The sequence below is a fragment of the Salibacterium qingdaonense genome (genome assembly GCF_900114715.1).
In the GTDB taxonomy this organism is placed as follows: Bacteria; Bacillota; Bacilli; order Bacillales; family Marinococcaceae; genus Salibacterium; species Salibacterium qingdaonense.
This window is the reverse complement of the sequence record NZ_FOTY01000049.1, coordinates 1-12461: the sequence shown is the minus strand read 5'-3', so window position 1 is coordinate 12461 and position 12461 is coordinate 1. Positions and strand designations below refer to the sequence as shown.

Below are 12461 nucleotides of genomic sequence, written 5' to 3'. Positions count from 1 at the left end.
CTTTTGCTTCAACCTGTTCTATCAATTAGCGAACCTATAGAAACCCTGTAGGTTTCTTTGTGTTGCTGCAAGAGCACCCTTTTCTAAAGAAAAGAAAACGAAGGCAGGAGTGGAAGGCGGCGCTTCCAGCGGGAAGAGCAGCAGCCGAAGATCCTATCAAACGGCGGTTTTTCCGTTTGATATAGCTGAGGCGCTGCCCGCGGAAAACGTCCGCCTGCAGCGGATGCCTATTTATCTTCAACGTATACCTGAAATAAAAAACGAGTTATAGATATAGAACGGAACCTCACTCAAACAATAACCCTCTTTATCACGGATTCAGGAGTCAAATAAACTTACAATATTCTCACATTTTTAATAAATAAAAGGTAAACTATTATCACTAAAGTAGTAAGAGGCTGACAGCCAGAAGGAAAAAGAACTGCTGGTTTTTTACTTTACCTTATTCTGCAAGGGATATCCAGTGGCTACATGAAAATTTAATATGCCGTTTATACTGGCTGAATATTATTTAGTTACACTGATTCCTGGAAGAAAAATGAATGAGGAGGAATGAATGTGTTAAAAAAAGGAAAGAAATGGGTGGCATTCGGATCGCTGGCTGTCAGTATGGTGCTGCTTCCGGAAACAATGGATGCCGAGGGGCCGAATGACCCCGCTCCGTCTATCGATCCTCAAAATCCAAACGGAAAGTCAGTGTTATTTGATAACACGCACGGGCAGACTGCCGGTCAGGCGGACTGGGTCATAGACGGGGCGTTTTCTGAATTTGCAGAAGGTATTGCAGATAACGGGTATGCAGTGGACGAGCTCCGCCAGACCGAACCTATCAGCCTCGATGATCTGGAACCGTATGACGTGTTCATTATACCGGAAGCAAACATTCCGTTTAAAAGCGGAGAACAGGAAGCGATGGTTGAATACACAGAAAACGGCGGCAGTATCTTTTTTATCTCCGATCACTATAATGCAGACCGGAACCTGAACCGCTGGGATTCCTCGGAAATCATGAATGGTTACCGGCGCGGTGCCTACGATAATCCAACCAAAGGGATGGAAGAGGACGAAGTCTCATCGGAAGCTATGGAAGGAGTGGAGAGCTCGGACTGGCTTGCGGATGAATTCGGCATCCGCTTTCGATACAACGCGCCGGGGACCGTGACAGCTGATCAGATGGAAACCCCGGAAGAAACATTCGGTATCACCGAAGGGGTGGAAGAAGCAGCGATGCACGCCGGATCCACGCTTGCAGTGACTGATCCTGAAAAAGCCAAAGGCATTGTTTATCTTCCGGATGGACTGACAGAAAGTGATAAGTGGGGACCATCTGTGGATGAAGGTATTTATCACGGCGGCGGAGAAGAAGAGGGACCTTTTGCAGCGATTGCTAAAAAACAGGACGGCAAAGCAGCGTTTATCGGTGATTCTTCTCCAGTCGAGGATGCCACGCCGAAATACCGTAATGAACAAACCGGTGACCCGAAAACGACCTATGACGGCTTTCAGGAAGCCGACGATGCCGAACTGCTGCTGAATATGGTCGATTGGCTGGCAGAACAGGAAGACTATCAGACGTTTAGCGAAACGAATATTACATTGGACAACCCTTCTCCGCTTCTGTCAAAAGAAATTCCGGAACAGTCGGAGCAGCCGGAACCGGAGCCGTGGTCCCAACCCGACCCGGGGTATGAGTGGTATGATCAGTCCACCTTTGCAAACGGCGCTTACGGAGCCGAAGAAGATCCAGTGCCGGAGCCGGAGTATGGTTTTGAATACCCGGACACTCTTCCAGCCGGTGAAGCGTTTACTCTGACTGTAACGATCAATGGCCTGAATCCGGGACAGACGGTTTCTGGATATGATACCGGTATTTATCTGGACGGCGGACAGCAGGTGGCGCAGGTTCAGAATGAAGACGGCAGCTGGCCGGCCGGATACGGATACAGTGAAGAGTTCTCGGTGACTGCCGGCGAAAATGGAACCGCGGTAAAAGAACAGACCGTGCGGCTGCAGGAAGGAGCAGAAGGAGAAGCCAATCTCCGTCTGCGGGAGTCAGGCAGTAACCTGTATACAACAACCGTCACTATTGGAGAAAACGGGGGAGATGACGGAAGCGGCGGCCCGCAGCTCGTAAGTATCGAACAAGCACGCGGCACAGCTGATGGAAGCGAAGTAACCGTGGAAGGCGTTATTACATCCGCCCCCGGGACATTTGGTGGACAGGGGTTCTATCTTCAGGATGAAACCGGGGGAATTTATGTATATCAGCACGACAACAGTTTTGAGAAAGGGCAGAAGGTCCGTATAACGGGAGGACTTACCACCTATCAGGGAATGAAAGAAATAGACAATGTTTCTACCATTGAGGTGCAGGGGACCAAGGATCTTCCGAACGATGAAATCGTGAACACGCTTGATGGCAGTTATCAAGCGGAACGGGTGACCATCGAAGGCGGTACGGTGCAGAACATGGAAGAATATTATAATGCGTTTGAGTTTGATCTTCACGCCGCTGGTGAGGTTACGAGAGTCCGTGTAGATAACAGAACAAACATCTCGTTTGATGATTTTACATCTCAGGTCCAGGAAGGAGACCAGGTGTCGGTATCCGGTATTGCATCCATCTTCGGTGACACGTATCAGTTCCTTCCGCTGGCAGCGGCGGATATCCAGGCGTATGGAAGTGCGCCGGAGATTACGGCGCCTGACACAACGGTCTTTGATATTACCAAAACAGAAGAAATACCTGTTGAGGTAAACGATGAAGACGGCGGCCCTGTTTCGGTTACTTCAGAAATAGAGGAACAGGAATGGAACGGGAACCCGGTTCTATCTCCGCTGCAGTTAACACCCGGTGAATATGAACTCATCGTTACCGCTGAAGATGAAACGGGCCGCACCTCAAAGCGTTCCTTTTCCATCGAAATGGAACTTGGTATGGACCGGATGGATGAATTGATAGAACTGGGAGAAAGTCAAGGCTACATTCATGACGGGAAAACAGCGGATCGGCTGGAGAAAAAAGCAGAAAAGGTACAGCGCGCAAAAAATAACCCTTCCCGTGACGGAAAATGGAATGCCCTGCTTCACCAAATGGAAGCACAGGCAGGGAAAAAGGTAGAAGAAGCCTTTCTTTCATACTGGGAAAAATAATCTATGTTTACAAAATATTAATAAAGTTAACTGAAACAATACCTGGAAATTATATTATATTTACAAAGGGCTGTTATCTTGGATAAAGGATAGAGAGTTCTAAAAATTGGGGGTAAAAGAATGAAAAAATTTACAAAAGTCAGTATGACTATGCTTCTTTCTCTTGGTCTTTTGGCAGCGTGTGGGGAAGGCAGCGAAGACAGCAGTACATCAGGAGACGGCGGCGGAGAAGACACAGGCGGTTCCTCAGGAAATGGCAGCGGTGAACAGTCGGAAGAAGCGTCCGGTGAGGAGCTGGACGAGCTGAGTGTTCAGTTCGTCCCGTCCCAGAATGCAGATACACTTGAGGCAAAAGCAAAGCCTCTTGAAGGGTTGTTAAGCGATGAACTGGGCATTCCTGTGAACGTCAGTGTGTCCACGGATTACAATACCATTGTCGAAGCGATGGGATCTGATCAGGTGGATGTTGGTTTCCTCCCTCCTACCGCCTACGTACTGGCCGAGGAGCAGGACGCAGCGGAAGTTATTCTGCAGTCCCAGCGTTACGGTGTGAATGATGATGGGTCCGCGACAGAAGAACTTGTGGATTTCTACCGGTCGATCTTCATCGTTAGAGAAGATTCCGACATCCAGTCGGTGGAAGATCTTGAAGGACGCCCGATCGGCTACCAGAACGTGACGTCCTCCGCCGGCTTTGTATGGCCTGCAGCCACATTGCTCGATGCAGGCATCCATCCACTTGACGATGTGGAGCCGGTGACATTGAAAGGACATGATCAAGCGGTCATTTCCCTTCTTAATGGAGATGTTGACGCAGCAGTAACCTTCCAGGATGCTCGTAACATTGTTTCCGGAGACTATGAAAGTGCCTTTGAAGACACCCGCATTATTGAATTCACAGAGAAAATTCCTAACGATACGGTAACAGTCCGCCCGGAAATCAATGAAGATATGAAACAGGCGGTAACGGACGCCTTTATCAGTATCGGCAAGAGTGAAGAAGGGAAAGAGATTATCCGGGACGTTTATTCCCATGAAGGTTACGTTGAATCACAGGACAGCAACTTTGATACAGTCCGTGAATACGAAGAACTGATAAGCACAGAAGTTACAGAGAACTAAAAACCAGGACATAGACATTGAGTATAGGATGGAGATGGAAGGCTGCCGGAATAACTCCGGTCAGCCTCCTTTTACTACCTGAAGAAAGCAGGGGAGACATTTGATAGAGTTTAATCATGTTTCAAAGGTTTATCCAAACGGTACGACCGCATTAAACGAGGTGGATCTGCAGATTGAAGATGGAGAATTTGTCGTCGTTGTCGGTTTGTCTGGAGCCGGAAAGTCAACATTTCTGCGTTCCATCAACCGTCTGCATGAAGTGACGGAAGGGGAGATTCTCATAAATGGGGAATCCATCACAAAGGCACGGGGAAGCAGTCTGTACCGGATGCGTAGAGAGATTGGAATGATCTTTCAGAATTTCAACCTCGTACGACGTTCGTCGGTGATGCGGAATGTGTTGTCCGGCAGGGTGGGTTACCATTCCACGCTCCGCATGATTCTCGGTCTGTTTCCGCGTGAAGACAAGGATATCGCGATGCAGGCGCTTGAGCGGGTGAATCTTCAGGAGAAAGCCTACAGCCGCGCGGATGAATTATCCGGCGGACAGCAGCAACGGGTGTCCATCGCAAGAGCTCTTGCCCAGGAAGCCAAACTGATTCTTGCAGATGAGCCGGTGGCGTCTCTTGATCCGATGACGACAAAGCAGGTAATGGATGACCTGGCCCGTATTAATAAAGAACTGAACATGACAATGGTGGTCAATCTTCACTTTATTGACGTAGCAAGACAGTATGCTACGCGGATCATCGGCCTGCGCGAGGGAGAGGTCGTGTTTGATGGTCCTGTCGGACAGGCAACGGATGAAATATTCTCAGACATTTACGGCCGTCCGGTTCATAAAGATGAAATGCTGGGGGAGATGTAAATGAAAGAAACACCGGTTGAACTATCCAGCTGCACGCCGCCCATGCCACCGTCGAAAAAGAAACCGCTGTTTACGATTTTCATCGTTCTTGTACTTGTCACAGGAAGCGGGTGGCAGATTGGCTTTTCCATCACCGATTTAACTGCCGGTCTCCCGGAAATGGGGAGCCTGCTCGTGCAGCTTGTACCTCCGGACTGGACTTATTTCGGCGAAGTCACGTCGCCGATGATGGAAACGATTCAGATGGCGGTGCTCGGTACGACATTCGGAGGGCTGATTGCCTTTCCACTTTCCATGCTTGCAGCCAGTAATATATTTCATACGAACTGGATCACGGTGCCGTCCCGCCTGCTGCTGAACTTGATCCGGACGCTTCCGGAGCTTCTGCTTGCGGCGTTGTTTGTCGCGATTTTCGGCATCGGTCCGGTGCCCGGGGTGTTTGCACTGATGATGTTTTCCCTCGGTATTATCGCGAAATTGTTTTTTGAGTCGGTGGAAGCCATTGATTCGGGGCCGATGGAAGCAATGACAGCCGTTGGGGCCAACAAGCTGAAATGGATGATGTTTGGTGTTGTGCCGCAGGTGATGTCATCCTTTATGTCTTTTTTCCTGTACGCTTTTGAAATCAATATCCGTGCTGCGGCGGTCCTCGGACTGGTAGGAGCAGGAGGCATCGGTCTTTATTATGAACAGAATCTCGGTTTTTTTGAATACGCGAGGGTGTCCACTATTATCGTCTATTCGTTGATCGTAGTGCTCGTGATTGATTTTCTCAGCACCCGGATAAGGGAGAAATTACAATGAAGCCACAAGAAATATGGAAACGAAATACGAAAAGAATTCTCATCGCTGTGGTTGTGCTGCTGATTTACATATGGGCGTTCTCCGGCATACCGGTTATTCAAATCAAGGAAACCTCGGGAGAAGTGTTTTCCTCCATCATGTCAGGGATTTTTTCGCCGGACTGGGGGTATGTGTATGACCCGGCCGGTGAGGATCTGCTGCGGACGCTTCTGGAGACACTTGCTATTGCCCTGCTCGGGACATTCATTTCATCCCTGCTCTGTATCCCGTTTTCGTTTATGGCGGCGCGTAATATCGCCAAAACAAAATTCATGGTGGGGACGAGTAAGTCTGTCCTCAGTTTTATCCGGGTGTTTCCTGATATTGTACTGGCCCTGCTCTTTATCAAGGCGGTCGGACCGGGCCCGTTTGCAGGGGTGCTGGCGCTTGGTATCGGGGCGGTCGGCATGCTCGGCAAACTGATTGCAGAGAGTGTGGAAAGCATTGATTTAAGTGCAAGAGAAGCACTGATTGCGACAGGCGGAAACCCGGTGAAAACATTCATGTTTGCCGTCGTACCGCAGGTGCTCCCGAACTTTTTCTCGTTTGTGCTGTACCGCTTTGAAGTGAATTTAAGGGCCGCTACCATTCTTGGTGTGATTGGCGCAGGCGGCATCGGAGCCCCTCTTATTTTTGCATTAAGCGTTCGTGACTGGGAGCGGGTCGGCATTATTCTGCTTGGCATTATTGTAATGGTTACGATCCTTGATGCGATTTCAAGCAGAATCAGAAGTCGTCTGATTTAAAGGCTTCCGCCAGAAGACGGAACGAATGTTTTTTCTTTTCTTCATCGAAGATATTGGTAATGGCCATGATTTCATCGGTCTGATAGAGCTCTGCCAGCCGGCGGAGCTCTGTTTTTACCTGCTCCGGGGTACCGATGACCGCACGTTTCCGGTTTTCCTGAACTTTATTTTCTTCTTCTGCAGTGAGCGTTCTCCCAGAAGCTTCGTCCGGAGAAGGGATCTTTGTTGTGCGTCCTTTTTCCACATTTAACAGCCACATATCCTGCGTGTGTGCGAGATGTTCCGCTTCTTCTTCGGTATCCGCACATACGACGAATACACAGACGGCTGCTTCGGGATGGGGCTGGCGCTCTGAAGGTTGGAAATGTTCCCGGTACGCAGCCATCGCCTCCGCTCCGTTACCCGGTTGAATGAAATGACCGTACATAAAGGCTGTACTGTTTGCGGCAGCATGACGGGCGCCGCGGCTCGACAAGCCGAGGACCCAGGTTTGTGGGAGGGTGCTCGTCAGCGGCGAAGCTTTGATGGAGGCATAGTCGTGTTCCTTTGGGAGGGTACCGTCGATGAATCCCTGAAGATCGGAAAGCAGCCTCGGAAATTCATTCATACTTTTCGGGCTCCCATCGGTCAGTGCCTTCCGTATTGTCTGGCCGCCGCCGGGAGATCGTCCGACGCCAAGATCGATTCTCCCGGGAAACAGGGCTTCGAGAACCTTAAAGTTTTCGGTTACTTTGTATGGACTGTACTGCGGCAGAAGCACTCCGCCGGAACCGAGCCGGATGGTTTCGGTAACCGAGGCGATGTGGGAAATCAGCACTTCCGGAGAACTGCCGGCAAGCCCGGAGGTGCTGTGATGTTCAGCCGTCCAGAAACGGGTATAACCAAGCGTTTCGGCGTAACGCGCCAGATCGGATGTTCTTCGCAGCGCGTCTGCAGCGTCTTGTCCGGAAGAGATAGGGGATTGTTCTAAAATACTTAGTTTCATTACGTTTTTCTCCTTCTTATAGACATACAGGTTCTGGTTTAAGAAATAGATAAACCTATTGTACGTCGAAAAAGTACCTGTCTTCCAGTTACATGCTTTGCCGCATGACTCTATTTCGTTTGGCTTTTTTGATTTCTTTCGGGCCGAGAAGAACGGCAATGATCCCCGCTATACCATAGATCGTAAATGTCCACATATAATCAGAGACCCCGATTAACACGCCGGCTCCTGCTGAACCTGCAACCTGACCGACTGCCAGAAGTAGAAATGGTGTGCCGATTCCAAGCGATGCGTTGTTGATGAAGACCCGGATGCCCCAGACCATCAGAACACCGGTAATAAAGATATAGGAAATGCCGAACAAAGCGGCGGCAAGATAGGCAAGCGGCCACTGCCCGGGAAACCAGGCGAGTATGAGGGAAGCCGAACTGATAACAAGTGCGCCCCATTTATAGGCGAAGGGAAGTCCGAGTTTTTCAATAAGAAACCCGGAAAAACCTCCAAAAATGCCGAAAACCCCAATCATTACCCAGAACAACGATACTCCGGTACTGCCATAGTTGTTGGTGGATGATATGAAATCGACGGCGAATGTCCAGAAAGCAGCTGTTGATATACCCAGTACAATCGAACAGATAATCAAAGGAAGGGCACCTTCCACCCCGCGGAAAGAAAAGTGTCCTTTTTCAAACTGTACGGACGGGTTTTTCGGAAGCGGCGGTACGACTTTGGCGTTCCATAAAAGAGCAATCAGTGCGATGATTCCATAAATGAAATACGTCATCCGCCATTCCGAAGCCAGCATAAGAGCTCCTGTACCGGAAAGAGCCAGACCGATACTGGTTCCGGAATTAATCCATGTGTTCGCCCGTCCCTGTTCGTTGACTTTCAGCCAGAGGGAAATCGCTGCTCCGTAGGGCGGGGATACGAACCCGGTACTCGCACCGGCAAATAACACGCCGAGTCCGAGCAGCCATACGTTAGGGCTCGATGCCATCACAAATAATCCGACAAAGGCAGAGGCCCCTGCGGCAAGAATCATGCCGCGTGGTCCCTTTTCTGTTGTGTAGACGGTGGCAGCGACGATGGCCAGGCAGTAAGCGAGATAAAAGAGGGACGAAATGAACCCGGATGTTGATGAACTCATTCCAAGATCCGAATTGATACTGGGCAGAAGCAGCCCGTAGCTGAACCTGGCGAGTCCATATGCAACAGCGATCATAGTAATACCCGGGGGTACTAATGTCGAAAAATGCAACAACGTTCACCTCCTTAAATATAAAGAATGATCTTTCTAAAAAGAATAAAAAACATACTATTTATGCTGAAATCTTTGCGCGATGTGCGAGTCGGCATAGCTAATATATAGAACGTTTGACATAATACACTTTAGCACGCACTATTCCCATAATCAATGGATTTACATTTTGTCAGATATTAGACTAATTTTACTAAAGAAAGACTTTTCAGAATGATTTGGATTTTTTAATTAAAAAGGTAATCGTGCTTGAGAAATGGAGAAAATCGTGATAAAAACTATAAAGAACGTTCTATTAAGTGGAGGAGCTGATTTTAGTACATTTCTTTCTCTATCAGTCCGAAAGATGTACTAAAATTTTCTGCTTTTATTATAATGAACGTTATATACACTATAGAGAGGAGAACTGTTTCATGTCTAAAGTCGGCAATGTTTTTTGGATATCGCTCGCTATATCCATAATTTTTGTAATATGGGGGGCTGCTGCACCGGATAACCTTGGTGTTGTTTCAAATGCAATTCAGTCTTTCCTTACGTCAAGATTTGGATGGCTTTATATTCTTTCTGTTGCAGCATTTCTTATCTTTTCCATTTATCTGATGTTCAGCAAGTACGGAAAATTGAGACTTGGGGATCCAGATGACAGACCGGAGTACAGCAGAATAACATGGTTTGCCATGCTTTTTGGTTCCGGTATGGGAATCGGACTTATTTTCTGGGGTGCTGCTGAACCTTTAAGTCACTTTGCTGCACCGCCGAACGCTGAACCTGAATCCATCCAGGCAGCGGAGAACGCTATGCGGTACACTGCTTTCCACTGGGGGCTGCAGACATGGGCTGTCTACACGGTTATTGCACTGGCGATTGCTTATTTTAAATTCAGAAGAAAAGCACCCGGAGCTATCAGTTCGACGTTCCAACCGCTTCTTGGCGATAAAACTCAAGGATGGATGGGAACGGTGATTGATGTCATCGCGGTATTTGCAACAATCTTTGGTGTAGCCACCTCTCTTGGACTCGGCGCATCACAGATTTCAGGCGGACTTTCATTCGTTTCCGACTTGGAAAACACTTTTAGTCTGCAGTTTATCATTATCATTGTTGTTACTATTCTATTCATGATTTCAGCATGGACGGGTATTAACCGGGGTATTAAATACTTAAGTAATATAAACCTTACATTGTCTACGATGCTTATTGTACTGACGTTTATTCTCGGTCCGACTGTTTTCATATTTGACAATTTCTTTTCGACATTACTCTCATACATTCAAACACTGCCTTCCTTGAGTTTTGAGACCGGTGGAATGGATGAACAGCATGCAAGCTGGATTGAAAGCTGGACAATCTTTTACTGGGCCTGGTTCATTGCTTGGTCTCCATTCGTCGGGACGTTTATTGCCCGCGTATCCAAAGGCAGAACCATCCGGGAGTTTGTGACCGGCGTTTTATTTGCTCCAAGCTTGTTTTGTGTGCTTTGGTTCGTTGTTTTCGGCGGGTCCAGTCTTTATCAGGAACTCAATGGAATCAACACCGGCCTTACAGATCTGGCTCAGGAAGAAACCCTATTTGGTGTTTATCAATCATTTGATATGAGCATGGTACTTATCGTCATTGCCCTGCTGTTAATCAGCACATTCTTTGTTATCTCCGCCGACTCGGCAACGTTCGTACTCGGTATGCAGACAACAAACGGTGATCTTAACCCGTCCAACAGCGTTAAGATGACATGGGGTGTTATTCAGGCGGCTTTTGCTTCGGTACTGCTCGCTTCCGGAGGTTTGAGTGCCCTTCAGACGGCATCGATTGCATCAGCATTTCCATTTATGTTCATTCTACTGCTCATGATGGTATCTCTGATCAAAGCCTTCCGGCAGGACTACCCCGCAAAGTAACAGAGTATAAGGTGCTGACCCCGGAAAACAGGAGGGATAACTGTTTTCCGGGAATCCCCTTTTGCAAATTCGGTCCAAGTGCCGCAGGTTTGGTCCGGGATCGTTAAGGTTCATATGGTCCGGCAGGCTGATGACAGGAACTATTTCTGCAAGTATGACATGGATATTTATAACATCATTTAAACAAAATATTATTTTTGTAATTTTTGTTAAAAATCCCATTGCTGTGTGAATCCATGAAATTGTAGGTAAACACAATAAAAATCAAAGGAGTGTTAAAACAATGGGGATGTGGAAAAGCAGCGTGTTGTTTGTCGGTTTGTCATTTGTTTTGGTGACTGCTGGTTGTGGACAAGATGATTCGTCCGGAGATTCGGCAAGTGTCAGTGGACAGCTCGAACATACCATCACAGGTATTGAACCTGGTTCCGGTGCATATCAGGCAACAGAAGACGCATTGTCCCAGTATAACAATCTGACTGGCTGGCAGCAGGAATCGTCCTCTGCCATGGCCATGCTGACCTCTTTGGAAAATGCTATCAGTAATGAAGAACCTATTGTTGTTTCTGCATGGTCTCCCCACTTTATTTTCGCGAAATATGATTTGAAGTATTTAGAAGATCCCAAAGGCGTTTTTGGTGAAGAAGAGTATGTAACCACTATTGCCAGAGAAGGACTGAAAGAAGATAAACCCGGCGCCTATACCATTTTGGACAGGTTTGAGCTGGATATAAGTGACGTAGAATCTTTCATGCTTACTATTCAGGATCAGGAAATAGAAGCGACCGCTGAAAACTGGGTGGAAGACAACCAGGAAACCGTGAATGAATGGACGAAAGGTATTGAAGACGGCGGCGGTACTTCTGTGGACTTGGCAATGACTCCTTGGGACGATCAGCGTGTTTCCGCCAATATTATGAAAGTTGTCCTGGATCAGAAGGGTTACGATACATCGATTACTCCTGTTGATCCAGCTGTTATGTTTGAATCGGTCGCTAATGGGGAAAGCGATGCTTCTTTGGCACCATGGATGCCAATCACTCATGGAGATCTGTACGCCCAATATGAAGACAGCTTTGAGGACCTTGGAAAAAACGTGACTGGTGCAAAAATCGGACTGGCAGTTCCGGAATATATGGAAGACGTTAACTCCATTAAAGACCTTAAATCTGCAGAGCAGTAAATAGACTTGCGAACCTTTTTGATGGAATAAAGGGAGCCGTAAACAGGCTCCCTTTAAATGTTATGTCTGCGGAATGAGGAGGTATGTGTAAAATAGTTCTCGGTAACGACGAAGACTGATGATTGGCAAAAAAAGAGAAGGTCCTCTATCATCGATGTATGCCTAGGAAGCAAATACAAAGCGAAAAGAGACCTTCTCATGAAACCTATTATAACAGAAATGCACCAGATAATGAAAGAAACACCGGATGTCCTGGTCATGGAAGAAAAGCTGCAGCAGCTGATGTACAGCTGGTTCAGCGATTTGGTGGGAGAGGCTCTCACCCTGCTGGATGATCCGGTGAGCGAAGCGAAAAAGGACGAAGGATGGGACGTGGAGACGCGGGATGCGAGGACCATCCAGTTTTTA

Annotated in this window: 9 protein-coding genes and 1 pseudogene; 8 read left to right on the top strand and 2 right to left on the bottom strand. The window is 47.8% G+C overall.

Annotated elements, in window-relative coordinates:
• Positions 1–558 precede the first annotated feature (558 nt).
• The 5 genes from BM058_RS17430 (at position 559) to phnE (BM058_RS17410) (ending at position 6732) form a co-directional block, all read left to right on the top strand.
• Positions 559–3153 (top strand): endonuclease, encoded by a 2595-nt coding sequence (locus BM058_RS17430; RefSeq protein WP_245737084.1) that lies wholly within the window; start codon positions 559–561, stop codon positions 3151–3153.
• A 120-nt stretch (positions 3154–3273) separates the two neighbouring features.
• Complete coding sequence (locus BM058_RS17425; RefSeq protein WP_090928933.1) at positions 3274–4275, top strand: phosphate/phosphite/phosphonate ABC transporter substrate-binding protein; 1002 nt, start codon at positions 3274–3276, stop codon at positions 4273–4275.
• A gap of 100 nt (positions 4276–4375) precedes the next feature.
• Positions 4376–5143, top strand: a complete 768-nt coding sequence (gene phnC / locus BM058_RS17420; protein ID WP_090928930.1) for a phosphonate ABC transporter ATP-binding protein — start codon at positions 4376–4378, stop codon at positions 5141–5143.
• Positions 5144–5947 (top strand): phosphonate ABC transporter, permease protein PhnE, encoded by an 804-nt coding sequence (phnE, locus tag BM058_RS17415; protein ID WP_090928927.1) that lies wholly within the window; start codon positions 5144–5146, stop codon positions 5945–5947.
• Entirely contained in the window at positions 5944–6732 is a 789-nt protein-coding gene (gene phnE, locus BM058_RS17410) for a phosphonate ABC transporter, permease protein PhnE (protein ID WP_090928924.1), read from the top strand. The genes phnE (BM058_RS17415) and phnE (BM058_RS17410) overlap by 4 nt, the downstream gene beginning before the upstream one ends.
• Here the strand turns inward: phnE (BM058_RS17410) and BM058_RS17405 are convergent.
• Together BM058_RS17405 and BM058_RS17400 are read right to left on the bottom strand one after the other, a co-directional pair.
• On the bottom strand, positions 6713–7717 hold the full coding sequence (locus BM058_RS17405; RefSeq protein ID WP_090928921.1) for an LLM class flavin-dependent oxidoreductase: 1005 nt from the start codon (positions 7715–7717) through the stop codon (positions 6713–6715). The two genes, phnE (BM058_RS17410) and BM058_RS17405, sit on opposite strands and share 20 nt — an antisense overlap.
• An 88-nt stretch (positions 7718–7805) precedes the next feature.
• Entirely contained in the window at positions 7806–8975 is a 1170-nt protein-coding gene (locus BM058_RS17400) for an MFS transporter (RefSeq protein ID WP_090928918.1), read from the bottom strand.
• Positions 8976–9388: 413 nt separating this feature from the next.
• Between BM058_RS17400 and BM058_RS17395 the strand changes: the two genes are divergently transcribed.
• From BM058_RS17395 to BM058_RS17385, 3 genes and pseudogenes are all read left to right on the top strand, one after another.
• The gene (locus BM058_RS17395; protein ID WP_090928914.1) at positions 9389–10870 is read left to right on the top strand and encodes a glycine betaine uptake BCCT transporter; all 1482 of its coding nucleotides are present in this window, start codon (positions 9389–9391) and stop codon (positions 10868–10870) included.
• Between the two features lie 283 nt (positions 10871–11153).
• Positions 11154–12053: a glycine betaine ABC transporter substrate-binding protein gene (locus BM058_RS17390; protein ID WP_245737083.1), complete on the top strand. Its 900-nt coding sequence runs from the start codon at positions 11154–11156 to the stop codon at positions 12051–12053.
• Positions 12054–12251: 198 nt separating this feature from the next.
• Positions 12252–12461: pseudogene (locus BM058_RS17385) on the top strand (ISLre2-like element ISAot1 family transposase); the annotation flags it as partial.